Origin of the sequence: Planomonospora antibiotica (assembly GCF_014647955.1) — a bacterium.
Taxonomy (GTDB): domain Bacteria; phylum Actinomycetota; class Actinomycetes; order Streptosporangiales; family Streptosporangiaceae; genus Planomonospora; species Planomonospora parontospora.
Window position 1 is genome coordinate 21,995 of sequence record NZ_BMQE01000028.1, and the last position, 26,769, is coordinate 48,763.

The following is a 26,769-nucleotide window of genomic DNA, read 5'->3' on the forward strand; positions in this document are numbered from 1 at the left end:
TGATGTACGAACCCATCGCGATCGTCGGCGCCGCCTGCCGGTATCCCGATGCCGGCGACCCCGACGAGCTGTGGGAGATGGTGCTGTCCGGGCGGAGGGCGTTTCGCCCCCTCCCTCCCAGGCGGCTCAACCTCGACGACTACGCGGCCGCCGGCGCCGACGGCACCTACGCCAGGTTCGCCGCAGTGCTGGAGGGCTGGACCTTCGACCGGACCCGGTTCAGGATCCCAGGTCCCACCTACCGCGTCACCGACCCCGCCCACTGGCTCGCCCTGGAGGTCGCCGCGGACGCGCTCGCTTCCGCGGGCCATCCCGACGGCCGCGGCCTCGACCGCGACCGCGTGGGCGTCGTCATCGGCAACAGCATGAACGGAGAGTTCAGCCGCGCCTCCGTACTGCGGCTGCGCTGGCCCTACGTGCGCCGTGTACTCCAGCACGCGCTGACCGCAGAGGGGTGGGCTCCCGAAGCCCAGGCGCGCTTTCTCGCCGGCCTCGAGCAGACGTACAAAAGTCCCTTCCCGGAGCCGAACGACGAGACCCTGGCCGGCGGTCTGGCCAACACCATCGCCGGTCGCATCTGCAACCACTTCGATCTCCACGGCGGCGGATACACCGTGGACGGAGCATGCTCGTCCTCCCTGCTCTCCGTCATCACGGCGGCCCGGGCACTGCGAGCCGGGGACATCGACGTGGCCGTCGCCGGTGGTGTCGACCTGAGCCTCGACCCGTTCGAACTCGTGGGGTTCGCCCGGACCGGTGCACTCGCCACCTCCGCGATGCGGGTCTACGACGCCGACCCCACCGGTTTTTGGCCGGGCGAGGGATGCGGCATGGTGGTCTTGATGCGGGCCGAGGACGCGGTCGCGGCCGGCCGGCGGCCGCTGGCCCTGATCCGCGGCTGGGGTGTCTCCTCGGACGGCCGGGGAGGGATCACCCGGCCGGAACGGGCAGGCCAGCTGCTCGCCGTCCAACGGGCCTACGAGCAGGCCGGGTTCGGGCCGGAGACCGTGGCGCTGTTCGAGGGGCACGGGACCGGGACGGCCGTGGGCGACGCCGTGGAGATCGCCGCTCTGGCCGAGGCGCAGCGCGGAATGAGGACTCTGGATCCCGCCGCGCTGGGCTCCGTCAAGGCGAACATCGGCCACACCAAGGCCGCAGCCGGGGTGGCCGGACTCCTGAAAGCCACCATGGCCCTGCACCGGCAGGTGATCCCGCCGACGACGGGGTGCGAGGAGCCACACGAACTGCTGCGTGCTCACGCGGTGCCGCTGCGCGTGGTCCGCGACGCCGAGACCTGGCCGCAGGAGGCTCCGCTGCGCGCAGCGGTGAGCGCCATGGGCTTCGGCGGGATCAACACGCACCTGGTCCTGGAATCACCGGCGCCGCGCCGGCGCCCCGCGTTCACCGCCAGGGAGCGGCGCGTCGCCCGGCACCCGCTCGGTCACGAGGTGTTCGTCTTCGGGGCGGCCTCAGCCGAGGATCTCGTCGCGCAACTCGACCGCGCGGCCTGCGTCGCCGCAGCCCTCTCCTTCGCCGAGCAGGTGGACCTGGCCGCAGGCCTGGCACGGACGGCGGCGGGCGCTCGCCGTCCCCACCGTGCCGCCGTGGTGGCGGCAGACCCGGAACAGCTCGCCCGCCGGGCCCGGCAGGCCGCTCAGCTCGTCGCAGACCGCCGTGACGACAGACTCGTCACACTGCCCGGGATCTGCGTCGGAAGCGGCGCACCCGGACAAGCGGGCCTACTGTTCACCGGGCAGGGAACCGCCGTGCCGGCCGGGCCCGGCGCGCTCGGCGTCGTCCTCCCCGAGGTCGAAGACCTCTTCGACAAGGCGCCCTCCCACACCGGCACCGTCGACACGGCCGTGGCCCAGCCGGCTATCGTCAAGGCGTCCCTGGCGGGACTGCGCTGGCTGAACCGGCTGGGCGTCGACGCCTGCGGAGCCGTCGGGCACAGCCTCGGCGAGATCACCGCCCTGCACTGGGCCGGGGCACTCTCCGAGGGCGACACCGTCGACCTGGTCACGACCCGGGGCCGCATCATGGGCGAGCACGGCGCGCCCTTCACCGGGATGGCCTCGATCATCGCCGGCGATGAGCCGCTCCGCCGGCTCATCGCCGGAACCGAGGCCGTCATCGCCGCCGACCACGGAACCGCACACGTGGTGGCCGGTCCCGTCCGGGACCTGGATCGGATCCTGGAGCGGTGCCGCGAGCAGGACATCGTCGCCAAGCGGCTGAGCGTCAGCCACGGTTTCCACTCGCCCGCCTTCACCGCGGCCGAACCCCGGCTGGCGTCCTACCTCGACCAGGTCACCCTGGACGCCCCGGCCCGTCCGGTGTACTCCACGGTGAGCGGAGGGCTCCTCGACGGCGACGCCGACGTCCGCCGGCTGCTCACCGTGCAGCTGACCGCCCCGGTGCTCTTCCGCCAGGCCGTATCGGAGCTGGCCAAGTCCTGCGACCTGCTGATCGAGGTCGGTCCCGGACGTGCGCTCGCGTCGCTCGCCGGTGACATCACCGGTGTCCCGGCCTTCGCCCTGGACATCGGCGCGACCTCGGGCCGGCAGCTGTGCCACGCGGCCGGAGCGCTGTACGCCTGCGGCGCCGTGGACGACCTGCGGCCGATGTTCGCCGAGCGCTTCCACCGGGAGTTCGACCTGTGGCGGGATCCCACGTTCCTTGAGAACCCCTGCGAGCGGGCACCGGAATCTCTCGCGCTGCCCGGTGTGCCGGTTCCCGTCGCCCCTTCGTCTCCGGCCGAGGAACACGGCCTGCAGGAGGACGTCTCCTCCGCCGTCAGAAGAGTGGTGGCCGAGGCCATCGAACTGCCTGTCGACGCCATCGGCGGCGACGACCGGCTGCTGAGCGACCTGCACCTGAACTCGCTGCGGGTGGTGCAGATCGTCACCCAGGCGGCCGCAGCATGCTTGCGCGCCGCCCCGGTGGAACCACTGGTCGCGTCCGATGTGTCGGTGTCGGAGCTGATCGGTCTGATCGAAGCGCTGCCTGCCGTATCGGACGACGCCCATGAGCCTGCGGTGCCCGCCGGGGTGGCCGAATGGCATCGGATCCTGGGCCCGCGTCACGAACCCGTCGAGCTGACGGAGGAGGCCACCGACCACACCTGGCGGGTATGGGGGAGAGGCGCGCTGCGCGCCGAGCTGGAGCCGCTGCTGCGCACCGATGACTGGCAGCCCTCGGCCGAGCTGGTCCTCCTGCCGGAGGACCCCGACGACCAGGACATCGCGGGGCTCCTCGACATCGCGAAGGCCGCGGTCGACAAGGCGGTCCCGCTCGCCGTGATCGAGCACGGGGACACGGCCGCGGGCTACCTGGCCACGATCCGCCAGGAGCACCCGGACCGGGCGGTCCGCTGGATCGGCGGGGCGTCTGCCGGAACCGCCGCCGCGGTCGCCCGCGCCCTGCGTTCCTCCCCGGACGAGCACCCCGAGCTCGTGATCGACGAGAACGGCAGGATCTGCACCCTCACGTACGCGCCCCTCCCGCTTCCCCCCGCCCAGGAGGCGCCGCTCGGCGGTGACGACGTCGTCCTCGTCACCGGCGGCGGCAAGGGCATCGGATTCCAGACCGCGCTCGCCCTCGGCCGGTCGTACGGGGCCCGGATCGCGCTCCTGGGCCGCAGCAGGCCGCAGGACGACGACGAGCTGCGCGCGAACCTCTCCCTGATGGAAGAGCTGAACATCCCGCACCTCTACGTGACCGCCGATATCGCCGACACGTCGGCCGTACGGCAGGCCGTCGCGCGCATCACCGGAGAGCTCGGACAGGTCACCGCGGTCGTCCACAGCAGCGGTGTCAACCGTCCGAAGCGTTTCGCCGGGCTGGGCGCGGCCGACTACGCCGAGCACGCCGCGCCCAAATACCATGGCCTGCGTGCACTCGTCGACGCCCTCGACACCGCGTCCCTGCGCCTGCTGATCACCTACGGGTCGGTCATCGGCAGGTTCGGCCTGCCGGGCGAGGCCCACTACGCGCTGGCCAACGGCCGGATGCGCGAGCTGGCCCGCGTCCTGGCCCGCGACCTGCCCGGGTGCCGGGTCTGGAACATGGACTGGACCGCATGGTCCGGCGCCGGCATGGGGGAACGGCTCGACGTCCTCGACGGCCTCATGCGGGCCGGCGTGGTCCCGTTGCCGGTGGAGACCGGCATCGCACTGCTACGAAAGCTGCTCGCGGCCCGTCCGGCCGAGCCGTCCGTCGTCGTCGCCGGCCGGCTGCCCCAGTTGGAGTCCCCCCAGCCGGTCGGCGGCCATCCGTACCTTCGCCGGGTGCGCACGATGCTCGCCGGCGTCGAACTGGTGGCGGAGGCGGAGCTCGACGCCGAGCGCGATCCCTACCTGCGCGACCATCGCATCGACGGCCTCATGGTCCTGCCCGCCGTCTGCGCGATCGAGGCCATGGCCCAGGCCGCCACCGTGCTCACCGGACGCCCCGTCACCGGTCTGGAGGACTGCCGGTTCGACCGGCCGGTGATCATCCCGGAGGGTACGGCCCGCACGATCAGGATCTGCGCCCTCGTCGGGGACGGCGGCGACGTCGAGGTCGTCATCCGCAGCGACGAGACCGGCTTCGCCGTCGACCACTTCTCCGGTCGCGTGCCGCTCTGCCCGCCGGAGCCGGTGGACCTCCCCGCCGGGCGCTCGCAACTGCCCGCGCACCGGGGACGCGATCTGTACGGGCCCACGTTCTTCCACGGTCCCCTCTTCCAGCGCCTGCGCGGCTACGACCACCTCCAGGCGACGGCCTGCACGGCCGTCCTGGCGGCGGAGGACAGGTGGCGATTCGGGCCGGGCGTCCGGGGCGGACTACAGTTCGGTGACCCTTCGGTCCACGATGCCACCGTTCACGTCCTGCAGGCGTGCGTGCCGAACCGGCGCCTGCTCCCTGTGGGATGTGACGCCTTCACCGTCCAGCCCGGGTCACGCGACGGCGATCTGATCCTCACCGCGGTCGAACGCGAGCACACGGGAGCGGAGTACACCTACGACGTCATCGCCCGCGATCACCGCGGCAGGTCCGTGACCGCCTGGACGGGGCTGCGGCTTCGCGACGTCGGCCCGATCGAGCCGAGCGGGGGATACCCGGACGTGCTCATCGGCCCCTACCTCGAACGGAGCCTGGAGACTCTGCTGCCCGGCACCCCCGTCCACGTCGCGGTCCGGCCCAAGACCGAAGGCAGGACCGCCGGCAGGAGGAGCGCACACCGCGGAGCGCCGGATCCGGCCATCGGCCGCAGCCACCTGGATGACCTGATCCTGCAGATCAGCGGGTCCACGCCGCTGACCTGCGACTGGGAGTGGGTGACGGACGATCCCGGGCACCTGCGGGCGGAGAAGGCCTGGGCCGGGCAGGCCGAGCAGATCACCAAGCTGACCGGTGAGCCGGAAGGTCACGTGCTCACCCGGCTGTGGACCGCCCGCGAATGCCTGGCCAAGTCCGGCCGCGCGGCCGCCCAGTCCCCGCTGACCATCCAGGGCGCCTACGAGCAGGGCTGGCTCCTGCTGCGCAGCGGAGCCGACCACCTCGCTTCCGTGGTGATCCCCGTCGGAGACGAACGCCGTCCCGCGGCGATCACCGTCATGTTGAAAGGAGGCTCGTGAAGCGTTACTTCTCCCATGAGCATCTGGTGACCTTCGCCGACACCAACCTCGTCGGCAACGTCTACTTCGCCAACTACCTCACCTGGCAGGGCGCCTGCAGGGAAAGGTTCCTGGCCGCACACGCCCCCGGCGTGCTGAGGAGTCTCGCCGAGGACCTCGCCCTGGTGACGGTCTCCTGCTCGTGCGAGTACTTCGCGGAACTGTTCGCGTTCGACACGGTCTCGATCCGGATGTCGCTGCGCGACATCGACGTCAACCGCATCGTCATGGACTTCGACTACTTCCGGCTCCACTCCGGCCCCGGCCAGTTGGTGGCCCGCGGCACCCAGACGGTCGCCTGCATGAAGCGGGCAGGCGACGATCTGGTTCCCATCGACGTCCCCCAGGAGCTGTACCAGGCCCTGGACGCCTACTCCGGCGCGACGCGACACCGCTGACGAGCGCGAGGAGGAGACACATATGGCGGGCACGAGCCGGCCGGAGGTTCCGTCCGATGACCGGGGATCGCCCGTGCTCGGCGTCATCGGCTGTGGATCCATGGGCGCCGCCCTGGCAGAACTGTTCGCGGCCCGCGGCTTCCCGCTGTACCTGGCGGGCGGAAGACGACGGACCGCGCAAGCACTGGCGGCCCGGCTTCCCTCCGCCGTGGCGGCGAGCCCGGAGACGGTCGCGTCCGCGGCGCAGGTGCTCGTCCTGGCGACGCCGGTCCACGTCAGCCGCACGGAGATCGCCCCGGACATCGGGCACCGTCTCGGCGGCAAGGTGCTGCTGGACGTCTCCAACCCCACAACGGCCGACCTGCACGGCACCGGATACCACTCGGCGGCCGAACTGATCGCGGACGCCTTTCCCAAGAGCTCGGTCGTCAAAGGCCTCAACTGCGTGTCGGCACGCCAGATCCGCGCTTTCATCCACGGCGGGCCGCCCTTCACGGTACCCGTCACCGGTGACGAGCCCGAGGCGAAACGATGCGTGGCCCGGATCCTCGACCGCGCCGGGTTCGACGTGGCCGACGCCGGGCCTTTGAGCAACAGCCGATGGATCGAAGGACTGACCGAACTGCTGCGCCGGATCGGCCAGGAGGAAGGGCTGGGTGACGCGGTGGGGTTCCGCCTGCTGCGCCTCGGCCGTGAGCACACGCACAGCGAACCGCGAGGGCACCCGCTTCCCGGTTCGACGTCCGCATCACGGAAGGAGAACCGGAAGTGACCAACACCGAGGCCGCAGCGGCCACGTCCTCCACCGGCCATGAGACGAAACCCGCACGGCGAGGTGCCGTCATCGTCTTCAGCGTCCTGACGGGCTTCGCGCTGACCGTCCTGTGGTCCGCCCCCTTCGTCGACAAGGTCATCGGTGACGGGGTCACCAGCGCGATCCTCGGGCACGAGCCGGCCGACGCACCCATGACCGGCATCCTGGCAGGCGTCGCCTTCGCCTTCGCCAGCGGTCTCGGCGGAACCTTCACCGCATGCAACATCGCTGCTCTGGGCGCCGTCGCGCCGATGCTGGGTCAGGAGCGCTCCGTACGCGGCCGCTTCACTCAGACCCTGCCGCCCCTCGGCTGGCTCGTCGCCGGGATGACCGCCGTGTCCGCCGTTTACGGCGTCATCGCCGGGTTGTTCGGCACCCACATGCCCCAGTACTCGACCGCCACGGTGAGCAGCGGCCTCGCGCCCCGGCTCGTCCAGTCGATGGTGGTCTTCGGAGTGATCGGCCTCGTCCTGTGCTACCTGGGCCTGGCGGCACTGAAGATCGTCAAGGACCCGCTGGAGGGAGCATCGCGGCGGTTCCCCCACGTCCGCTCCCTCGTCATGGGTCTTCTGATCGGCGCGTTCCTCATCGGCCGTCCGTTCGGGCTCTACCGGCAGCTTTTCCGTGACGTCGCCGACAGCGGCAACCCCCTGTACGGAGCCTTCGCCTTCGTCGTCCAGTCGCTGGGGAACATCGTCGTCCTGGCCGTGATCTTCCTGCTCCTGGCCGTCGCCTCAGGCGGCCGCGTCCAACGCTGGATCACCGCCAAGCCCGGCCGCGCCGCGGTGATCACCGCTTCCGCCTTCCTCGTGGCGGGCGTGTTCACGTTCCTCTACTGGGACGTTCGGCTCCTCGCCCGCACCGGCGTCATCTGGTACCCGACGATCACCTGGTACTGATCGAGCACTGCCCGCCTGGAGGCCGTAATGGCAACGCACAGCATCCCCCGCGTCCTCGCCGGACTCAACGACCGCCACCACCGCACCGCGCTCGGCGTCTACCTGGTGATCGTGGTGGCCCACTGGGCCGAGCACCTCGTGCAGGCCTTCCAGATCTACGCCCTCGGATGGCCGGTCCACGAGGCGAGAGGCGTCCTGGGCATCCCCTTCCCCTGGCTGGTGCACTCGGAGTGGCTGCACTACGGTTACGCCCTGCTCATGCTCATCGGCCTGGTCATCCTGCGACCCGCCTTCACGGGAAGGGCGCGGACCTGGTGGAACATCTCGCTCGGCCTCCAGGTGTGGCACCATTTCGAGCACCTGCTCCTGCTCTGCCAGGCACTGGTGGGGATGAACCTGCTGGGCCGCCCGGCGCCGACCAGCCTGATCCAGCTCGTCGTCCCCCGGGTGGAGCTCCACCTGTTCTACAACGGGCTCGTCTTCATCCCCATGGTGGTCGCGATGCTCCTGCACCGGCGGCCGTCGCCGCAGGAGCGCGCCATCATGACCTGCACCTGCGCGCCGGCTCCCGTCGGGTGACCGGTGCATCCGGGCCGCGGTCCTCGCGTCCTCCCTGCGAGGACCGCCACGCCGTACGGAGAGCATGCACCCGGTCATCCTCGGTAGGGGATCTGGGTCTGGGCGTTGAACTCGCCATGGCGAACGAACTTCGCGGTGACGGTGCGAAGGTCCCGGATATCGATCACATCCAGGCCCTTCTGCGTATCGGTGGCGTAGATATAGCCGTTGTAGTAGTAAGCCGACCACGTTCCTCCGAGCAGCAGCTGCGTCGGCGACAGCGGACCCCGGTCGAAGTAGGCGATCTCATGCGGTCGGCGGGCATCGGTGAAGTCCCACACCGAAACTCCGCCCTGATACCAGGCCTGCACCATGATGTCGCGGCCCGCGGCCGGGATGAGTGAACCGTAATGGGCGACGCAGTTCTCCGTGTCGGTCTGATGCCGCGGAATCTTATAGTAACTCTGCGGAATCAGTATACGACGGTCGCCTTTGCCCTTGATCTTGTAGACGGCGTTGGCGCCTCTGGCGGATCCCACCGCCTCGTTGCAGGTGGCAGCGAAACCTCCGCCCAGCTCGTCGGTGAACACGACCTTGTCGCCGCGGTTGTTGAACACGGCCGAATGCCAGAAGGCGAAGTTCGCGGCGTCCCGTTCGGTGGTGATGACATACGGCCGTTCCGGATCGGAGATGTCGATGAGGACGCCGTCTCCCATGCAGGCGCCTGCGGCCAGGTCCTTGCCCAGGTGGACGGTCAGGTCGTGGCAGCCGGTGGTGGGGTACCAGGTGGCGCCGCCGCCGGGGTTGCCTCCCTCGGGGAACAGAACGGGCTCGGCGACGATCGCCGCGCGGGCCGGATCGTTCACCGGCACCTTCACGATGGTGATCTTGTCGTGCGGCGGCCCGCAGCCGGGGAGCGCGGTCCCGGGAAGGTAGTAGGAGGACACGTAGACGTAGACGGCGCCGCGGTTGCGGCCTTTGCCGGGGACCAGCGTGTGGGTGTGCGAACCGCAGGACGTCTCCACGGACGTCACGTACCGGGGGTGGGAGACGTCGCTGATGTCGAAGATCTTTATGCCCTCCCAGGAGTCCCTGTCCGGCGTCGTCTGCGGAGAGCTCTGGCAGGAGTCGTCGCTGCGCGGGTCGTCCGTGGACAGGAAGAGCAGGTTGCCGGCCACCGACACGTCGTTTTGGGCTCCGGGGCAGAGCACCTGGGTGACGAGCCGCGCAGAGCGCGGGTCGGCGATGTCGTAGACGGTGAAACCGCCGAAGTTGCCGGCGATCGCGTACGTGCGGGTGAAGGCCAGGTCGGTGGTGGGGGAGAACATGCCGTCCAGCGGCGGCTGCTTGGCGATGTTCGCGACGGGCCTGATGTTCCTGCTGTGCTGGACGTCGTCGGCTTTTCCGCCCGCCGCGGTGGCCGTGGCGTTGCCGCTGAGAGTGAGCAGCGCGATCGATGCCAGGACGAGCGCGGCGCGAGCCCACCGGGGCCGCGCGAGCCGAGGAGGCGGCGCGGCGGCCTCGCGCCTGACGGGATTGCTTGTCTCCATGGATCCAGTGGATTACTTTATAAATATATAGTCAATAGCTCGTTGATCCGGCGAGCCGCCGATCTTACCCGGACGCACGACGGCCCTTGCGAAATGTCAAATGACAGTTGACGCTTTCGAAAGGAGAGACTAACGTTCGGAGCCATGCAGTGATCCTCGGATCACCGATCCGGCTGCGAGCGTGAGCCGGTCGCCGTGTGCAGCCGGGCCCGGAGATCTGCGGCACGGGGCGCTGCTCGTACTGCCAATCTGTCTGGTTGGAGTAGCCATGACCCTCAGTGATAATTCCTTACCGGCCTACCCGAAGGCTCGGCAGCGATGGACCCTGATCCTCGCCTCCTTCGCCTCCTTCATGGTCGGCCTCGACGTGCTGGTCGTGACGACCGCGCTGCCCACCCTGCACGAAGAGCTCGGCGCCGGAGTCTCCGGCCTGGGCTGGACCGTCAGCGCCTATGAACTCGGCTTCGCCGCGTTCATCCTGACGGGCGCCGCCCTGGGCGACCGGTTCGGCCGCCGCGCGCTGTTCGTGACCGGCGTGGGGCTCTTCACCCTCAGCTCGGCCCTGTGTGCGATGAGCGGCACGATCGAGACACTGATCGCGGCACGCGCGCTTCAGGGCGTCGGAGGCGGCATCGCCATCGCACTCGCACTCGCGGTCATCGCGGATGCGACCCCGCCGCAGGAACGAGGGGCGGCGTTCGGCGTCTGGGGCGCGATCTCGGGTGTCGCGGTGGCCGCGGGCCCCCTCGTCGGCGGCCTGATCATCCAGGGATTCGCCTGGCAGTGGATCTTCTGGCTGAACGTGCCGGTCGGCGTGGTCCTCATCGTCATGAGCCTGATGAAGATCGCCGAGACCCGGGGGGAGACCAGGGCCGTCGACCTGCTGGGCCTCGTGCTCTCCACACTCGGCGTCTTCGGGATCGCCCAAGCCCTCATCCGCGGCGGCGAAGTGGGCTGGACCTCGCCCGCCGTCCTCGGCGGGTTCGTCGGCGGGGCGGTCGCGCTGGTGTTGTTCGTGATCTGGGAGACCAGGACGTCCAGCCCGATGATGCCGCTGTCCATGTTCCGCAACCGCAGCTTCACCGGCGGATGCCTGACCAGTTTCGTCCTCGCCGCCGCGCTGTACGGCAACGGCTTCGTCTTCGCGCAGTATCTGCAGCTGGCCGAGGGCAACGACCCGCTCGGCGTGGGCATCAGACTGCTGCCGTGGGTCGGACTGGCGATCTTCATCTCGCCGATCGCCGGGAAGATGGCCGACAGCATGGGGGAGCGCCCCCTGGTCATCGTCGGGCTGCTGCTGCACGGGATCGGTTTCCTCGCGATCGCGCTGATGGCCTCGGCCGGCACGGGCTACGGTCCGATGATCTTCCCCCTGCTCCTGGCCGGCATCGGCGTCTCCATCGCGTTCCCGACCGTGGCCTCGGCGGTCATGAGGTCGGTCAGCCCGATGGAGGTCGGCATAGCGGCCGGCGTCAGCAACACCATCCGCCAGGTGGGCGCGGTGTTCGGCGTCGCCGCAGCCGCGGCGGTGTTCACCGCGGCCGGGGGGTACGGCGCGAGCGAGCGGTTCGTGGCGGGATTCACGCCCGCGACCATCGTGCTCGCAGTCATCACCTTCGCCGGAGTCGCCGCCGCGCTGATCATCCGCCGCCCCGACTACGAAGCCTCCGCCGCGTCGATGCCACCGGAGGCGCAGCCGGGACCCGCCACCTCCTGAAAACCCTCGATCCTCCCGGCCGAGCACGCGTCGGAGCAGGAGAAGGCTCCGAGCGTCGACTGCCGGATCACCACCCCCGGGAGGGCCGTCACCCTGACCCCAGGGACGGACGGCTCGTAGCAGAACACCATCGCAGGAAAGGGAAGAGTCATGGGAAAGCCCGTTGCCTGGTTCGACATCACGGCGAAGGACGCCGCCAAGTCGCGCTCGTTCTACTCGGAGATCTTCGGCTGGAAGATCGACGTCGACCCCCAGATGAACTACGGAATGATCGACACCGCCGCCGCCGAGGGCATCCCCGGCGGCATCGGCGAGGCCGGTGAGCACAGCGCCGCGGGCATCGTGCTGTACATCGTCGTCGAGGACGCCGAGGCCACCCTCAAGCAGGTCGAGTCCCTCGGCGGCGAGCGCGAGACGCTGCCGTACGACATCCCCGGGATCGGCGTCATGGCCGTCTTCCGGGACCCCGACGGCAACCGCGTCGGTCTCTGGCAGCGCTGAGACGCCGACGCCATGTCTCCCGGTGAGATGCGATCCGTGAACACGGACGAGGAACTGGACGTCGTCCTTCGGGCGATCGCCGAGCCACGGCGACGGGCGATCCTCAGCCTCATCGCATCCACCGAACTGCCGGCCGGGCAGATCGCGGAACACTTCGAGGTCACCCGGTCGGCGGTCTCCCAGCATCTGAAGATCCTGAAAGAAGCCGGTCTGGTCATCGAACGCCGTGACGGGACCCGCCGCCTCTACCGGGCCAGCCAGGTGACCCTGGCCAAACTCCGCGTGTTCGTCGAACATTTCTGGCAGTCCGGCCTCGACCTGGCCCGCGAAGCCGCCGAGGACGCGGAGCGAAAAAAAAATAATCCCATGACGTCGGCGCACCTCACGGACGCACGGTCCGTCCGGCGCCGCGAGCGCTTCACGTGTTCTGCGGTGACGGCCGGCGTCTCTCGGCATCCCGCCGCATACGTTCGCCGGAATCCGGGAGCCCGGGCCCACGCCGCCCTCGGGGCTCGAACGAGGAGCGAAGATGGTGGACCAGCTCAGCGGTCGCGTCCGGCAGGTTCTCGTCCTGGCCCAGGAGGAGGCCAGGATGTTCAACCACAATGCCATCGGAACCGAGCACATCCTCCTCGGCCTGGTCCAGACCGACGGTCTGGCGGGTACGTTGCTGAAGGACCTGCACATCGAGCTCGACACCGTGCACCAGCAGGTGGAGAAGATCGTGGGACGCGGCCAGCAGTCCTCGGCCGGCCGGATCCCGCTGAGCGCCCGCACGGTCGAGTTGCTCGACAGGTCATCGGCCGAGGCCCGGAGGCTCGGCCGTGACCATGTCGACACCGAGCACATCCTGCTCGGCATGCTCGCCGTCGAGGAGGACGCCGCCGTCCAGGTGCTGTCCGGCATGGGGGCCGATCCGGCCCACATCCGCGAGCGCATCCTCGAGACCCTGCTCGACCAGGCCCCCCAGGCGGTCCATGCCGTCGCAGGCCCGATCAGGCCGGCCGACCTCCTGCTGGAACGCTTCGGCCGCAATCTGACCGAGGCAGCCCGGGCGGGGGAACTGGACCCGGTGATCGGACGCGGCACCGAACTGGACCGGCTGCTGCAGGTGCTCCTGCGCCGCACGAAGAACAACCCCGTCCTGCTGGGAGAACCCGGAGTGGGGAAGAGCGCGCTCGTGGAGGCCGTGGCACAGCGGATCGTGAACGGCGAGGTACCGGACGAGCTCAAGGACAAGCGCCTGTACGCGCTCGACCTCGGCTCGCTGGTCGCGGGCACCCGGTACCGGGGCGACTTCGAAGAACGCCTGCGGACGGTCGTCCAGGAGGCTGCGGCCGACGGGAACATCGTCTTGTTCATCGATGAGCTGCACACCCTCGTCGGCGCCGGCGGGGCGGACGGCGCCCTCGACGCCGCGGCGATCATGAAGCCGATGCTGGCCCGCGGTGAACTACGCACCATCGGCGCCACCACACCGGAGGAGTACCGCCGGCACATCGAGAAGGATCGTGCGCTGGAACGCAGGTTCCAGCCGATTCGCCTGGAACCTCCCACCCCTGCGGCCACGATCGCGATCCTCAAGGGGCTACGCGACCACTACGAGGCGCACCACGGTGTGACGTTCACCGATGACGCCCTGGCGGCCGCGGTCCACCTGACCGACCGCTACGTCACGGCCCGGTTCCTGCCGGACAAGGCGATCGACGTCCTGGACGAGGCCGGGGCGCTGGCCCGGATCCGGTCCCTGGCCGGTCCGTCCCAAGACGGGATTCCGGTTCCGGTCACCGGGGAACTCGTGGCGGAGGTGGTAGCGGCCGGTACCGGGATTCCCCTCTCCCGGTTGACCGCCGAGGAGACGACGCGCCTGCGAGAGATGGAGAACGAGCTGCGGGGGAGGGTGATCGGGCAGGACGCCGCGATCAGGGTGCTGGCGCGCGCGATCCGCCGGACCAGGGCCGGGATCGCCGATCCGAACCGGCCGGTGGGATCCTTCCTCTTCACCGGCCCCCCGGGGGTGGGGAAGACGGAACTGGCGAGGGCTCTGGCCGGCTTCCTCTTCGGTGACGACGACGCGCTGATCCGGATCGACATGAGCGAGTACGCGGAGAAGCACTCGGCGGTGCGCTTGTACGGCGCGCCACCCGGATACCTGGGCCATGACGACGGCGGGCAGCTCACCGAGCAGGTGCGGCGGAGGCCTTTCTCCGTGGTCCTGTTCGACGACATGGACAAGGCGCATCCCGACGTGCTCGATGTGCTCCTGCACACCCTGGAGGAAGGGCGGCTCGCCGACGGGCAGGGCCGTACCGCCGACTTCAGCAACGCCGTCCTCATCATGACCACCAATCTCGGCGCCCGGGGCATCGCCTCCGGCGTGCCGACGGGATTCACTCACGACGCCGAAGGCGGCTGGATGCGTTCCGTCGTCGACGGCGAGCTGCGGGGGCACCTGCGCCCGGAGTTCCTCAACCGTGTGGACGATGTCGTGGTGTTCAGTCCGCTGACGGCGGTGGACATGACCGCGATCGTCGACCTCGAGATCGCCCGGCTGGAGAGGCGGCTCCACGAAGGCAGAGACGTCACCCTGCAGGTGACGGCCGCTGCCCGCCGCCTGCTGGCACAGTGGTGCCACGACCCCGCGCTGGGGGCCCGTCCGCTACGCCGGACCGTGCAGCGGGAGCTCGACGATCCCCTGTCGGAGCTGATCCTGACGGACCGCCTCCGGCCCGGCCGGACAGTGGTCGTGGACGCCGCAGGGAGCGACCGGCCTGCTCTCACGTTCATTGCGGTTACGTGAGCGGCATGCCGCCACGGGCTCTGTGACGACGCGCCGGCGGCCGGTGCCCCGGGTCCCGGGCGGGAGCACGCCGGGACCCGCCTCTGGCGCCTATCCCCCCGCCCCGGGAGCGCTGCCGGCCAGACCCGGCTCGCCGAGCTGCCCCAAGGCCACCAGTCCGGCGGCGTTGACCATGCGCGTCACCCAGTTGAACTGGCATGCGGTCCAGATCGCCTCCAGGATCTGGTCGTCGCCCCACCCGGACTCCTTGAGCCGGTCGAAATCGGCCTGGCCCGTGCGATACGCCTCGTGAGTGATCCGGCGGGCCAGACGGAGCAGTTCCCGCGTGGCTGCGGAAACGGGCATGTCATCGATGTCGGAGACCTCCAGGCAGGCTGCCAGGCGAGGATCGGCACCGATCATGTCCAGGAAGAGGACATGGGCGTCGACGCAGTAGCCGCAGGAGACCTCCCGCGCCACGAAGGCGGCGATGAGCTCCTTGACCTCGCGATCCAGGAAGCCCTCATCGAAAACCGACCGGTATCCGTCCCAGAAGACCTTCAGATAGCTCGGGCGGGTACTCACCAGCTTGAAGACGTCGGGCACGAGACCGAACCCGAAATGGGTCCGCATCTCCCCGTACAGGGCGGCGGTGGCGCCCGCCGCGGCCGTCTCGCTCACCACAGGCACCCGCACACCAGGCGCTTGGGTCATATCCGCTCCCGGTAGGAATTGAAGGGTTGTATTCAAACACTATCTAGAATTAAAGTAGAGAGAAGATGAGGAGGTCGGCATGAGCCACGTTCGCCGGAACTACGGTCAGTACTGCGGCCTGGCGTCGGCCCTCGACGTCGTGGGCGAGCGTTGGACGCTGCTCATCATCCGCGAGCTGCTCCTGGGGCCCCGGCGGTACGGCGAGCTTCTCGCCGAACTGCCCGGCATCGGTACGAACCTCCTCGCTGAGAGGCTCAAAAGCCTCGTCGAGATGGGTGTGCTCACCAAGCCGGCGTCCAGGGACCAGGGCTATGAGCTGACCGAGATCGGCCGGCGGCTCCGGGACCCCGTCCTGATGCTGGCCCGTTGGGGGATGTCGTTCCTCGGCGCGCCGGACGACGGTCAGGAGGTGCGGCCGCATTGGGGGTTCCTGGCCGTCCAGGCCATGATCGATCCCGACCGGACGCCTGATGTCGACGAGGTATACGAATTTCATGTCGACGAGGTCGTGTTCCACATCAGCGTCGACCAAGGCGTCCCTCGCGCCGTCGAAGGCCCGGCCACCGGTCCGTGCTCGATGGTGGCGCGGACCGACGCCAAGACCTTCGTCGAGATCGGGGCCAAGCGTCTGAGCCCCTTCGAGGCCCTCGCCTCGGGGAGGCTCACGCTTTCCGGCGATCCGGACGCCATCATGCGATCCAGCGCACTCCTCGGGCTGATCCCCGCGGCAGGGGAGGCGCCCCTCAGCGCCGCCGGCGCGTACTGACCGGGCAAACGACTTCTCAATAACGTAGGGGCGCTCTGGGGCGGCCCCGGCTTCACTGTCGGGCATGTGAAGACCTGAGTCCATGTCGGCCCTGGTTCTTCCTGTACTGGCCGGGTCGGCGTCGTGTCCATTGAACCCGCATCTCATCCACGGTGCAACGCTTGACTATATATCTCTAAAGTTGTCTACTTTGGGGAGCTGGTACAAAACCGCCCCGTAGTAGACGTCGTGAGAAGAACCTGCTGGTAAGCGCTGCGACGCCGTTTCACGGTCGGCTACGGCGGCTCCGAGGGTCCTGCACCCACCTCCGTAGGAGAGACCATGCCGCACATCGCCATGCCCCCTGAGCTCGCTCCTGGAACCCCTGGCCTGTTCCAGTACCGTCCCGAGACAGGCCGTCCCCTGGGCGAGCTCGCCGAGGTGCTCCTGCGTAATCCCCACTCGCTCAGCCGGGGCGAGCGGGAGCTCATCGCCGCCTACGTCTCGGTTCTGAACGACTGCACCTTCTGCAGCTCCACCCACTCCGAGGTCAGCGCCGCCCAGATGGACGGCGGACGGACCCTGGTGGACAAGGCCATCAACGACCTCGACAGCGCTCCGGTCTCGCCGAAGCTCAAGGCACTGCTCGCGATCGCGGGCGCCACGCAGCGCGGCGGGCACGAGGTCACCGAGACCATGGTGGACACCGCTCGCCAGGCCGGCGCCACCGACACGGAGATCCACGACACGGTCCTCATCGCGGCGGCCTTCTGCATGTTCAACCGCTACTGCGACGGCCTGGCCGCCATCGTTCCCACCGACCCCGCCGCCTACGTGGGGATGGCCCAGATGATCATCAATGACGGCTACCGGATGTGCGCGACCGGCCACTAGCGCCGATCGTGCGGCGGTCGCTCGGCCTGCCGCCCGTGCGGCCGAGCGGCCCCGGTCGTCCGAACCCGTGATGAGCACCTGGAAGGGAGTGCGATGACCGAAACGACTCGGCACGCCGTCCGCCTCACCTCTCTGTCGCCCGGCGCCGGCTGTGCCTGCAAGCTCCCCCAATCCTCCCTCGAGCAGCTGATGAACGGGTTCGGTCCGATGACTCCGGCGTCCGGCACCGATCTTCTCGTCGGGCTCCCCGAAGGCGACGACGCCGCGGTCCTGCGGTTGAACGACACGCAGGCGCTGATCCTGACCACGGACTTCTTCACCCCTATCGTGGACGACCCTTACGACTGGGGCCGCATCGCGGCGGCGAACGCCCTGTCCGACGTCTACGCCATGGGAGGCCGGCCGATCCTCGCGCTCAATCTGGCGGCCTGGCCCGGCGATGGCCTGCCCATCGAAATGCTCACCCAGGTCATGAAAGGCGCTGCGGCCGTCGCTGGCTCGGCCGGATGCGCGGTCGTCGGCGGGCACACGATCGCCGATCCGGTCCCCAAGTACGGGATGGCCGTGCTGGGAATGGCCGATCCCACACGCCTGCTCACCATCGACCAGGCGAACGTCGGCGATCAACTGATCCTGACCAAACCGATCGGGACGGGGGTCGTGGTCACGGCGCTGAAACACGACGCCGCCGACCCCGCCGCGGTGGCGGAGGCCGTGAAGTCGATGACGTCGCTCAACGCCGCTGCGAGCGACGTCGCGGTCGAGGCCGGAGCGCGGGCCGCCACCGACGTGACCGGATTCGGCCTCCTGGGGCACCTGCGCAGGATGCTGACGGCCAGTGGGGTCGCGGCCGAGGTGGACGCCGATCGCGTGCCCTTCCTGCCGGACGCCCGGGAACTCGCAGGCAAGGGATTCGTCTCGGGCGGCACCCGGGCGAACATGGACTTCCTGACGCGCTGGGTACGGATCGACCCCTCGCTCGACGACGAGGTCTCCGTCCTCCTCCACGACGCCCAGACATCAGGCGGCCTGCTCATCGCCGCGCCCGCACCGGCGGACGACCTCATGGAACGCCTGTACCGGCGCGGGGTTCCCGCGGTGACGGTCGGGAGGATCGTCGACGGTCCGGCCGGCCGCATCACCGTACGAGCGGACGCGGAGTCCTAGCGGTTCTCCAGCGGACCGACAGATCAAGCTCAAGATGGTTTCGGCCCGGCCGGAGGTGAAGGCGATGAATGGCGACCCGCGTCGTGCCCTGCCCAAGATGGACGTCGTCCTCGCACACCCCTGGATCACCGAGCAGATGCACGCCTGCGGGCGGCCACTCGTGACGGAGGTGGCCAGACGGGCGCTGGACCTCGCACGCGAGGGCCTGGCCGAGGGGCAGCCCCTGCCCTCGCTGGACGACATCGCGCAGACGGTGACGACCTCGGTCACCGCGCTCACCTCGGGGCGGGTCCGCGCGGTCATCAACACCACCGGAGTGGTGCTGCACACCAACCTCGGCCGGGCACCGCTGTCGGACGCGGCCCGCGAGGCCGTCACCGCCGCGGCGGGCTACTCCACCGTGGAGTTCGACCTGCAGACCGGAGGGCGCGGGAAGCGGGGGACCACTGCCAACCTGCTCCTCCGGGAACTCACCGGTGCCCCTGCCTGCCTCGCGGTCAACAACGCCGCCGCGGCGTTGTTGCTCGCGCTGAACGCCCTGGCACGTGACCGGGAGGTCGTCGTGTCCCGGGGCGAGCTGGTCGAGATCGGAGGGGAGTTCCGCATCCCGGCCATCATGGAGGCCGCCGGGGTGAAACTCGTCGAAGTGGGTTCGACCAACCGGACGCACCTGTCCGACTACATCGACGCGATCAGCGAACGAACGGCCCTGCTGATGGTGGTCCACCCGTCCAACTACCGCATCGAGGGATTCACCGCCCAGCCGCCGCTGACCGATCTCGTCGACCTGGCCAGGAAGACCGGTGTCCCGCTCCTGCACGACATCGGCTCAGGCCTTCTGCGCGGGCAGATGGGGGACGAGCCCACGCTCGAGGACAGTCTCAGAGCCGAGGTGGACCTGGCGGTCTTCTCCGGCGACAAACTCTTCGGCGGTCCTCAGGCGGGACTCATCGTGGGACGTTCCGATCTCGTGCAGCGGCTGGCGCGCCATCCCGTGGCACGCGCGGTGCGCATCGACAAGCTGACCCTCGCCGCCCTGGAGGCGACCCTGCTGTCTCATCTGTCGGGCCGGCTGGAGGAACTCCCGATATGGCGGATGCTCAACCTGTCCCCGCAGGATCTCCGGATCCGCGCCGAGCAGCTGGCGGACGGGCTCGGTCGGGCCGCCTCCTTACGGGAAGGCGCGGGTGTCGTGGGAGGCGGCAGCCTGCCGGGAGAGCACCTGCCGAGCGTGCTCGTCGAGATCGACCCTCAACCCATGAGCGAGACGGCGTTCGTGGCCGGGCTCCGCACTGCGGATCCGCCCGTCATCGCACGCGCGGAGAAGGGGCGTGTCCTGGTGGACCTTCGTACGGTGCCCCCGGAGGAGGACGCGCGGCTGCTGCGGATTCTGCGGGACGCGCTGGCGACCGACGCCTGACACGGAACGAGGGACGAGATCGCCAGTCGTTGACAGTGCCGTGCGCCCGGTCGTCGTCAGTGGCCGCCGGACAGCTGGCCACCGAGGTTGCCGTGCAGGCGGGCGCTGGGCTCGTTGAGGTCGATGACGGTGACCTTCTTGCCGCGGGCGGCGTACCTGGTCTGCACGGCGTCCAGGGCGGCCGCCGAGGAGGCGTCCCAGATATGGGCGCCGGACAAAGGTCGATGACGACCTCGCGGGGGTCGCCGGTGGGGTCTCAGACGTCCTCGGCGGACACCTGAGACCGCAGAGGGCCGCCGCTCGGTAAGGCCCCGGCCCGGGTCTCGACCCCGAAGAAGACGACCGCGACGACGGCCAGGACCAGCGGGACCGCGCCGAGGAGCGCGGTGGCGCCGATCGAGGGAACCGCGACCCCCGCCACCAGGACGGCGGTGACGGCGACGCCGCCGAACTTGCCCACCCCCGCCGACAGGCCCGACCCCCGGGAGCGGACCCGGGTCGGGTAGATCTCCGAGCTGTAGGCCGCCAGTACGGCCGAGATCGTGGCGGTGCCGACGATCGGCCCGGCCAGCAGCACGTACAGCCAGGTGTCGTCCCGCACCAGGGACTCACCGGCGGAGAAGAAGGCCAGCAGGGCGCCGGCCACCAGGGCGGTCAGCACGAGGATGGTCTTCTTCGCGCTCCACAGCCCGTACATCGCGGCGGCGACGAAGACCAGCGGGAGCCCCAGCAGAGCCGAGTCGCGCAACGCCCGGTCGGCCGTCTGCTGGTCGAGGCCGAGCTTCTGCAGGTTGGAGGGGATCCACAGCTGGAAGCCGTAGGTGACCAGGCCGATGCTCAGCCCCAGGATCACCACCGCAACGGTCAGTCCGGCGAACGGCCTGCGGAACAGCGGGCCGTATCCGCCGCCGTCGCCGGCCGCCCGGTCCTCGGAGGACGTCTCGGCCTCGATCACGATCTCCGCCTCGGCCGCGTACTTCGACATGATCGCCCGTGCCTCGGTCTCGCGCCCATGGGCCAGCAGGAAACGCGGCGACTCGGGGATCCAGCGGTTCAGCAGGATGAGCAGCACCCCGGTGGGCATGCCCAGCAGCCACAGCGCCCGCCAGGAGTAGGCGGGGATGAGCTCCGACGACAACCAGCTCGTCAGGACGTAGGCCAGGGCGAGGTTGCCGCCGATGAGCACCATGATCCACCCGCGGTGCCGGCCCGGGATCGTCTCGGCCAGCAGCGAGAAGGTGATGGGTAGCATGCCGCCGGCGGCGAGCCCCATCATCAGGCACATCACCAGGTTCCAGGCGAAGGACGGCATCGCCCCGCAGATCGCGGTGGTCACGAACATCACCCCGGCCAGCAGGATGGCCGCCCGGCGCCCGATGCGGTCGCCCAGCCAGCCCCACAGGAACGATCCGAGGACCGTGCCGGTGAGCCCGAACAGGGGCAGGAGCGCGACGGGCAGGTCACCGTCGGGGTTGAGGGCCGACTTGAGCCCGTATTCGGCGCCCATGCCCGGCGCGACGAACGCCAGCGTGATCGGCTTCATCGCGTCGATGGTCACCGCGGCCGTCATCACGGCGATCAGTCCCAGGTGCGCGGGGCGGAGCCGGCCGTCGCCCGTGGCGCGGACGCGGACCTCGCCGGCCCGCCGCGCCTCCTTCAGGCCGCGCGGGACCAGGCCGTAGGCGGTCACCGCCAGCCCGGCGACGATCAGGCCCATGCCGATCATCATCGGGGCGTCCATGGGCATGCCCGCCATGCGGTAGCCCATGTGGGAGGCGTGGGCGTACATCGGCAGGTGCAGGGCCACTCCCGCCACGCAGGCGGCGAAACCGGTCCAGAAGGCCAGCGGGTGGGCGAAGTCGATGCCGCCCACGGCACGTGTTCTCATCGGTGTCCTCGAAGACGTCGATCGGTCGGATGGTGTGGAGGCGCTTGGCGCGCCGTCAGAACAGGCGGCCGCCGCGCAGCCGCCACTGGACGGAGAGCACCCGCATCGGGCCGTTCGCGAACAGCCACTGGCCCAGCCAGACGAGGGTGAACATGGCGGCGAACGTCGAGAAGGCGACGGGGCCGCCGATGCCGGGGACCAGCCCCGCCTCGAGCAGGACCCACATGAGCAGGCCCTCGGGGACGCTCGTGAGCAGGCCGAAGAGCGTCGGCCAGTCCTTGTCCCAGCGGAACTGCATCAGCAGGTGGTAGAGCAGCTCCCAGCCCAGGCCCGCGACGGCGACCGCGAGCAGGATCAGGTAGGCGGTCCGGTACGTCTCCGCCAGGGAGCCGGAGGTGCCCGGCAGCACCGGCACGACCAACGCCGTCAGGACCACGCCGACGGTGGCGAGCAGGAAGATCCGGGTCTGCAGGCGACCGGCGAGGGTGGGGATCACAGCGGGCGGCTCCTTTCGGGACGGGGCGTGGTGGACAGAGCGGAACGGCCGGTCGGCGGCGAGGGACGGCCGACCGGTCCGGGAAGGAGCCGTCGATCGGCCGTTCCGCTCGCGGTGCGGGCGGAGAGGAGGCGGGGTCAGACCGGGGGGCGGCCGGCGGCCCAGCGCAGCCACTGGCCGACCGACCTGGCGGAGGTGAGCCGGGCGCAGAACCCGCGTCGGGCCAGGTCCGCGGCGATGTCGAGCGCGGCGGTCTGCATGCCCAGGAAGCTGTCCACCGCGGGGAAGTGGTTGCCCGCCGTGGCCGCGCCGGAGGCGTAGAGCACGCCGTCCCCGTTCTCTGTGCCGGTCACCTCGAAGCTCTCTCCGACCGTCAGGCGGCCCGCGCCGTTGCGCCGGGCGCCGCCGTGCTCCAGCAGGTCGGCCAGGACGCGGTGCTCGGGCATGTCGGCCTCCAGCCCGGTGCAGTCGATGACGAAGTCCGAGACGTGGCGACCGGAAACCCCGTCGGCACTGCTGGTGAAGCTGGCCAGCCGGCCGTCCGGGGTGGGCTCCACCTTGTGGACCGTCGCCTGGAGGGGGCGGTACCAGCCGCCCGCCCGACCTTGGCGCAGCTGCTCCTGCCAGCGGCGCAGCTTCGGCGTGGTGGTGCCGCCCACGGTCTTGTACAGGGCCGTGCGCTCCTCGCCGCGGGCCTGCCGGAACCGCTCCTTCAGCTGCCCGCCGAAGGCGGACTTGGGGAAGGTGAACGCCTGGTAGGCCCAGCCGTCGCCGCCGTCGCGCCGCATCCACGGACCGGCCCCGTGCGGTCCGGCCACGAACGTGCGGAACAGGTGCACGATCTGCGTCTGCAGGCCGTACCGCTCCCGGTCGTCCATGAGGCGCTGCAGCACGCGGGAGGCGACGATCCCGGCGCCCCGGACCACCACCGTGCCCGGCCGCGTCTTGAGGAACTCGTAGACGTGCTCGTGCGGCTCGTAGGCGTTGACGACGCGGTGGTAGTCGTCGTACTCCTCCCGGAAGCACTGCAAGTCCTCCAGGAACTTGAGGCCCGGGTAGCCGACCGCGAGGTGGACGTACCGGGAGCGGCACGCCACCCGCCGGCCCGGCCCCGTGCCGGCGGGAGGGGTGAAGAGCGTGAAGTAGCCGCCGCCGGCCCGGCGGCGGACCATCCGCACCTGTCCCTTGACCAGCATGTCCCAGTACGCGATGCGGTCGGCCTCGCGCTTGACCGTGGCGAAGACCGTCGCGGCCCTGGGGCTGAAGAAGTCGGTGAGGAGCGGCTCCACCAGGACATGCCACAGCAGCCTCGGCGAGCGGTCCTGCAAGGCCTCATGCAGGGCGTAGGAAGGGAAGCCCCAGATGTTGTCGGGGCGGGCCCCCGCGTCGGAGCGGATGCGCTCCTGCGGCGGAAGCTGCGACACTCGGGTGAGGTACTCCCAGGTCTGCCAGGGGGTGTCACTGTTGGAGACCACCCGGATCGAGGAGGTCGGCACTCCGCAGATCCGCAGCACGTCGACCAGGGTGAAGGAGCCGAACCCGCCGCCGACCGAGACCAGTGGCGTGTCGAAGACCGGGATGCCCGCCTCGTGGACCATGCGGTCGTCCCAGACGGGAGAGCCGATGAGACGAGGGGTGAGGGCGTCGTGCTGGGCGGCAGGCAAAGCGGGTTCCTCGCGGAGGGGCGGACGGTCCACACCGCCCGGTGATCACTGGGCGGTCGCCGCCATCATGGGCGCCCGCGCTTGGATTCTGCTTGCATGTCAGTGAATCGCCCATTCTGTAGCGATCAGCCATGAAACAGGACCGTTCCTCCCGGTACTAAGGCCTGTCCTGTGAATCTTCCTCTCAGAAGTTCAGCCGGGTCACCGATGTCGTAGGCATGGTGCACCGAGGGGAACTCACCGATCAGCAGTGGGAGCAGATCAAGCCGCTGCTGCCGCAAGGCGGCCGTCAGGGCTGGCAGTGGCGCGACCACAGGCAGGTGATCAACGGGATCGTGTGGCAGGCCCGCACCGGGGCGCCCTGGCGGGACGTCCCGGATCGGTACGGGCCGTGGAAGACGCTGCACGAGCGGCTGCGCCGGTGGAGTGCCGACGGCACCTGGGAGCGGATCTTCGAGCACGTCAAAACCACGGTTCATGCCGGTGAGGACGGCCTGGACGATGCGGTGTACGAGGTGGCGGTCGACTCCACCGTCACCCGGGCGCACCAGCATGCCGCCGGTGCCCGGGAAAAGGGGGCACCGCATCCATCGGCGCCTCCGGCGCGGCGGTGGCGGCCGTCGACGGCGAGGCGCCGGGCCGCTCCCGGGGCGGCCTGAGCAGCAAGCCGCACCTGGCGGTGGATGCCTGCTGCCGGGTCCTGGCGGTGATCCTCACGCCCGGTCAGGCCGGGGACAACCCGCGGCTTATCCCCTTGCCGGATCAGGTCCGTCCGCCCGTCGGCTACCCGCGGCCGGCGGGTTGGTGGTTTCGGGTGATCGCCGACAAGGCCTACAGCGCCCGTGCCACCCGCCGCTACCTGCGCCGCCGGCGGATCGCCGCCACGATCTGAGGAGAAGGCCGACCAGTTGGCCCATCGCCGGAGCCGGGGTTCGCGGGGCGGCCGGCCGTACGCCTTCGATCCGGAGATCTACAAGCGGCGCAACGTGGTCGAGCGCGCGATCGCGCGCCTGAAGCGGTACCGCGCGCCGGCCTCCCGGTACGCCAAGCGCGCGGTCATCTACCGCTGCCAGATCCTGCTGGTCGCGACCTTGGACTGGCTCTCGTGATTCACAGGACAGGCCTTAGTCGCTGTGGGCTTTCATCCTGCGGGTGCTGGAGTCCACCCGTACGGTGTGGCCTCGACTGTCCAGGTACTCGAGCAAAGGGATGACGACGCGCCGGGAGGTGTCGAGAGCGCTTCTGGCCTCGCTCGCGGTGAAGGGCTGCGAGATCCGGCTGAGGATCTGGACGGCACGGTCCTCGGCGCCGGCAGGCAGGACGACGCCCTCGGCGAGCCTGATCAGTGCACCCGCTCGTGCTGCGGCGATCACCGCTTTGGAGTGCAGGCCCAGTTCTGCGAGACGGCCGGCCTCCGGCGCCCTGAAGGGAGTGCTCTTCAGTTCCTCCTCCAGACGGCGCACCGCTGCGGCGACCGGGGCGGGGAGTTCGGGTGCGGCGGCCGTCTTGTGGATCCGGTTGGCCTTCAACTGCAGGGGAGGCCGTACCAGGGCCTCCACCAGGCGCCGGTCGGGCAGACGCAGCAGTTGCCTGGCGGACTCGACGGGAAATCCCGGAGCGAGGGGGTTGCGCTCGGCGTACTCGCTCACGGCTCGGGACAGATCGGTGCCCAGCGATTTCCAGTGCTCCGCGTCCACCAGCCAGTCACCGGACACTCTTTGGCCGGCGGGCTCGCAGCCCATGACGGTCAGGTCGTCCTGCGTGAGGAACCCGTGTCTGCGCAGCAGCACGCCGCCGGTGGGCGGGTCGGGCCAGTCGGCCAGTTCACGGGCGGCGGCTGCGGCGGCACCACGGCGGCTGAGCGAGGGTGGCCGTACGTCGAGCACGGTGAGTCCTGCGACGCGCCGGGAGCCCGGTTCTCGGATGATGGCGCGATCGCCCACACGAAGAGGCAGGGGAGCGGAGAGCGTCAGCCGTGCCGTGTCCGTGCCGAGCCTGCGCACCCTCACCGCTGTCGCAGTCGAGCCCATGTGCAGGATGCACTCCCGCGCCAGCTCTCCCGCGGTCGCGCCGCGCAGCCGCACGTCGAGTGTCTTCGTGCTGTTCCACCTGTCCGGAGTCACGAGCGCCATGCCCCGCGCGACATCGCCCAGTTCGACGCCTTTGAGGTTCATCGCCACGCGGGCGACGCCGGAGACGGAATCGACCCGCCTCTTCAGCGACTCCAGGCCGCGGACCCGTACTCGACGGCCGGAGGGGATCAGGACCAGTTCGTCGCCGATCGTCACGGTGCCGCTGGGCAGCGTGCCGGTGACGACCGTGCCCATGCCCTTGATGGTGAAGGCACGGTCGATCCACAGCCGGACGGGCCCGTCGGCCGATGGCGGAGGAAGGGAGTCGACGAGTCGCTCCAGTGCTTTGACGAGGTCGCCGATGCCTTCGCCGGTCTTGCCGCTGACGGCGACGGCCTCCACCTGGCCGAGGCAGGTCTGGGTGATCTCCGACTGGGCCTCCTCGATGGCGAGCTCGGGGTCCTCGCGATCGCATCGTGTGACGACGAGCAGTCCGTGGCCGAGCCCCAGCGCGTCGATCACGGCGAGATGCTCAGCCGACTGCGGCATCCAGCCCTCGTCCGCGGCGACCACCATCATGACGGCGGGCACCGGGCCGATGCCGGCGAGCATGTTGCTCACGAAGCGCTCGTGGCCGGGAACGTCGACGAAGGCGAGTTCCCGGCCCGAGGGCAGCGCCGTCCATGCGAAACCCAGGTCGATGGTCATGCCGCGTCGGCGCTCCTCCGCCCACCGGTCCGGCTCTATGCCGGTCAAGGCCCGTACGAGCGTGGACTTGCCGTGGTCGACGTGCCCTGCGGTCGCGACTACGTGCATGCGCACTTTCCCATCGC

At 70.0% G+C, this 26,769-nt stretch carries 19 protein-coding genes and 2 pseudogenes; 14 read left to right on the forward strand and 7 right to left on the reverse strand.

Translation table 11 applies throughout. From position 1 onward, the window contains the following. Nucleotides 1-2: 2 nt before the first annotated feature. From IEZ06_RS23370 to IEZ06_RS23390, 5 genes are read left to right on the forward strand one after another with little or no spacing between them, the layout of a single operon-like run. Nucleotides 3-5,621 carry a type I polyketide synthase gene (locus IEZ06_RS23370; RefSeq protein ID WP_189238832.1) on the forward strand — a complete coding sequence of 1,873 codons (5,619 nt, stop codon included), beginning with the start codon at nt 3-5 and terminating at the stop codon, nt 5,619-5,621. After that, nucleotides 5,618-6,058 carry an acyl-CoA thioesterase gene (locus IEZ06_RS23375; protein ID WP_189238882.1) on the forward strand — a complete coding sequence of 147 codons (441 nt, stop codon included), beginning with the start codon at nt 5,618-5,620 and terminating at the stop codon, nt 6,056-6,058. Before IEZ06_RS23370 ends, IEZ06_RS23375 begins: the two co-directional genes overlap by 4 nt. 22 nt (nt 6,059-6,080) lie before the next feature. Then, complete coding sequence (locus IEZ06_RS23380) at nt 6,081-6,830, forward strand: NADPH-dependent F420 reductase (RefSeq protein ID WP_189238833.1); 750 nt, start codon at nt 6,081-6,083, stop codon at nt 6,828-6,830. Further along, nucleotides 6,827-7,771 (forward strand): hypothetical protein, encoded by a 945-nt coding sequence (locus IEZ06_RS23385; RefSeq protein ID WP_189238834.1) that lies wholly within the window; start codon nt 6,827-6,829, stop codon nt 7,769-7,771. Before IEZ06_RS23380 ends, IEZ06_RS23385 begins: the two co-directional genes overlap by 4 nt. A 27-nt stretch (nt 7,772-7,798) precedes the next feature. After that, nucleotides 7,799-8,350, forward strand: a complete 552-nt coding sequence (locus tag IEZ06_RS23390) for a hypothetical protein (RefSeq protein WP_189238835.1) — start codon at nt 7,799-7,801, stop codon at nt 8,348-8,350. A gap of 74 nt (nt 8,351-8,424) precedes the next feature. Here IEZ06_RS23390 and IEZ06_RS23395 read toward each other — a convergent pair whose 3' ends face one another. Further along, nucleotides 8,425-9,879 (reverse strand): LVIVD repeat-containing protein, encoded by a 1,455-nt coding sequence (locus IEZ06_RS23395; RefSeq protein WP_229798586.1) that lies wholly within the window; start codon nt 9,877-9,879, stop codon nt 8,425-8,427. 268 nt (nt 9,880-10,147) lie between these two features. Between IEZ06_RS23395 and IEZ06_RS23400 the strand changes: the two genes are divergently transcribed. The 4 genes and pseudogenes from IEZ06_RS23400 to IEZ06_RS23415 all read left to right on the forward strand — a co-directional run bounded on the left by IEZ06_RS23400 (nt 10,148) and on the right by IEZ06_RS23415 (nt 14,897). After that, complete coding sequence (locus IEZ06_RS23400; protein ID WP_189238836.1) at nt 10,148-11,596, forward strand: DHA2 family efflux MFS transporter permease subunit; 1,449 nt, start codon at nt 10,148-10,150, stop codon at nt 11,594-11,596. A 150-nt stretch (nt 11,597-11,746) separates the two neighbouring features. Further along, nucleotides 11,747-12,097 (forward strand): VOC family protein, encoded by a 351-nt coding sequence (locus IEZ06_RS23405; RefSeq protein ID WP_189238837.1) that lies wholly within the window; start codon nt 11,747-11,749, stop codon nt 12,095-12,097. A gap of 27 nt (nt 12,098-12,124) precedes the next feature. Continuing rightward, nucleotides 12,125-12,364, forward strand: a pseudogene (locus IEZ06_RS37690) (ArsR/SmtB family transcription factor); the annotation flags it as partial. Between the two features lie 262 nt (nt 12,365-12,626). After that, nucleotides 12,627-14,897 carry an ATP-dependent Clp protease ATP-binding subunit gene (locus IEZ06_RS23415; RefSeq protein ID WP_189238838.1) on the forward strand — a complete coding sequence of 757 codons (2,271 nt, stop codon included), beginning with the start codon at nt 12,627-12,629 and terminating at the stop codon, nt 14,895-14,897. A 90-nt stretch (nt 14,898-14,987) separates the two neighbouring features. Here IEZ06_RS23415 and IEZ06_RS23420 read toward each other — a convergent pair whose 3' ends face one another. After that, nucleotides 14,988-15,557 carry a carboxymuconolactone decarboxylase family protein gene (locus IEZ06_RS23420; protein WP_189238839.1) on the reverse strand — a complete coding sequence of 190 codons (570 nt, stop codon included), beginning with the start codon at nt 15,555-15,557 and terminating at the stop codon, nt 14,988-14,990. Nucleotides 15,558-15,669: 112 nt separating this feature from the next. On the opposite strand from IEZ06_RS23420, the gene IEZ06_RS23425 reads away from it, so the two are divergent. The 4 genes from IEZ06_RS23425 to selA all read left to right on the forward strand — a co-directional run bounded on the left by IEZ06_RS23425 (nt 15,670) and on the right by selA (nt 19,816). After that, nucleotides 15,670-16,356: a winged helix-turn-helix transcriptional regulator gene (locus IEZ06_RS23425; RefSeq protein WP_189238840.1), complete on the forward strand. Its 687-nt coding sequence runs from the start codon at nt 15,670-15,672 to the stop codon at nt 16,354-16,356. Between the two features lie 321 nt (nt 16,357-16,677). Further along, nucleotides 16,678-17,229: a carboxymuconolactone decarboxylase family protein gene (locus tag IEZ06_RS23430; RefSeq protein WP_189238841.1), complete on the forward strand. Its 552-nt coding sequence runs from the start codon at nt 16,678-16,680 to the stop codon at nt 17,227-17,229. 93 nt (nt 17,230-17,322) lie between these two features. Beyond that, nucleotides 17,323-18,396, forward strand: a complete 1,074-nt coding sequence (gene selD, locus IEZ06_RS23435; protein WP_189238842.1) for a selenide, water dikinase SelD — start codon at nt 17,323-17,325, stop codon at nt 18,394-18,396. A gap of 64 nt (nt 18,397-18,460) precedes the next feature. Continuing rightward, complete coding sequence (selA, locus tag IEZ06_RS23440) at nt 18,461-19,816, forward strand: L-seryl-tRNA(Sec) selenium transferase (protein ID WP_203872141.1); 1,356 nt, start codon at nt 18,461-18,463, stop codon at nt 19,814-19,816. 56 nt (nt 19,817-19,872) lie between these two features. On the opposite strand, the gene IEZ06_RS23445 is transcribed toward selA, so the two are convergent. The 4 genes from IEZ06_RS23445 to IEZ06_RS23460 form a co-directional block, all read right to left on the reverse strand. Beyond that, entirely contained in the window at nt 19,873-20,034 is a 162-nt protein-coding gene (locus IEZ06_RS23445) for a hypothetical protein (RefSeq protein WP_203872140.1), read from the reverse strand. Between the two features lie 38 nt (nt 20,035-20,072). Further along, on the reverse strand, nt 20,073-21,704 hold the full coding sequence (locus IEZ06_RS23450; protein WP_189238844.1) for an MFS transporter: 1,632 nt from the start codon (nt 21,702-21,704) through the stop codon (nt 20,073-20,075). Nucleotides 21,705-21,759: 55 nt separating this feature from the next. After that, entirely contained in the window at nt 21,760-22,200 is a 441-nt protein-coding gene (locus IEZ06_RS23455; RefSeq protein ID WP_189238845.1) for a hypothetical protein, read from the reverse strand. A gap of 137 nt (nt 22,201-22,337) precedes the next feature. Continuing rightward, nucleotides 22,338-23,864 carry an FAD/NAD(P)-binding protein gene (locus tag IEZ06_RS23460; RefSeq protein WP_203872139.1) on the reverse strand — a complete coding sequence of 509 codons (1,527 nt, stop codon included), beginning with the start codon at nt 23,862-23,864 and terminating at the stop codon, nt 22,338-22,340. A 218-nt stretch (nt 23,865-24,082) separates the two neighbouring features. Here IEZ06_RS23460 and IEZ06_RS23465 point away from each other — a divergent pair. Then, nucleotides 24,083-24,973 (forward strand): annotated as a pseudogene (locus IEZ06_RS23465) (IS5 family transposase). Nucleotides 24,974-24,988: 15 nt separating this feature from the next. On the opposite strand, the gene selB reads toward IEZ06_RS23465, so the two are convergent. Next, nucleotides 24,989-26,752 (reverse strand): selenocysteine-specific translation elongation factor, encoded by a 1,764-nt coding sequence (selB, locus tag IEZ06_RS23470; RefSeq protein WP_189238847.1) that lies wholly within the window; start codon nt 26,750-26,752, stop codon nt 24,989-24,991. Nucleotides 26,753-26,769: the final 17 nt, after the last annotated feature.

Excerpts from the sequence above, each read along its gene's own strand:
- IEZ06_RS23370 (WP_189238832.1), top strand. The coding sequence starts at position 3 with ATGTACGAACCCATCGCGATCGTCGGCGCCGCCTGCCGGTATCCCGAT.
- selB (WP_189238847.1), bottom strand. The coding sequence starts at position 26,752 with ATGCACGTAGTCGCGACCGCAGGGCACGTCGACCACGGCAAGTCCACG.
- IEZ06_RS23425 (WP_189238840.1), top strand. The coding sequence starts at position 15,670 with ATGAGCCACGTTCGCCGGAACTACGGTCAGTACTGCGGCCTGGCGTCG.
- IEZ06_RS23380 (WP_189238833.1), top strand. The coding sequence starts at position 6,081 with ATGGCGGGCACGAGCCGGCCGGAGGTTCCGTCCGATGACCGGGGATCG.
- IEZ06_RS23400 (WP_189238836.1), top strand. The coding sequence starts at position 10,148 with ATGACCCTCAGTGATAATTCCTTACCGGCCTACCCGAAGGCTCGGCAG.
- IEZ06_RS23450 (WP_189238844.1), bottom strand. The coding sequence starts at position 21,704 with ATGAGAACACGTGCCGTGGGCGGCATCGACTTCGCCCACCCGCTGGCC.
- selA (WP_203872141.1), top strand. The coding sequence starts at position 18,461 with ATGAATGGCGACCCGCGTCGTGCCCTGCCCAAGATGGACGTCGTCCTC.
- IEZ06_RS23395 (WP_229798586.1), bottom strand. The coding sequence starts at position 9,879 with ATGGAGACAAGCAATCCCGTCAGGCGCGAGGCCGCCGCGCCGCCTCCT.
- IEZ06_RS23430 (WP_189238841.1), top strand. The coding sequence starts at position 16,678 with ATGCCGCACATCGCCATGCCCCCTGAGCTCGCTCCTGGAACCCCTGGC.
- IEZ06_RS23390 (WP_189238835.1), top strand. The coding sequence starts at position 7,799 with ATGGCAACGCACAGCATCCCCCGCGTCCTCGCCGGACTCAACGACCGC.
- IEZ06_RS23405 (WP_189238837.1), top strand. The coding sequence starts at position 11,747 with ATGGGAAAGCCCGTTGCCTGGTTCGACATCACGGCGAAGGACGCCGCC.
- selD (WP_189238842.1), top strand. The coding sequence starts at position 17,323 with ATGACCGAAACGACTCGGCACGCCGTCCGCCTCACCTCTCTGTCGCCC.
- IEZ06_RS23415 (WP_189238838.1), top strand. The coding sequence starts at position 12,627 with ATGGTGGACCAGCTCAGCGGTCGCGTCCGGCAGGTTCTCGTCCTGGCC.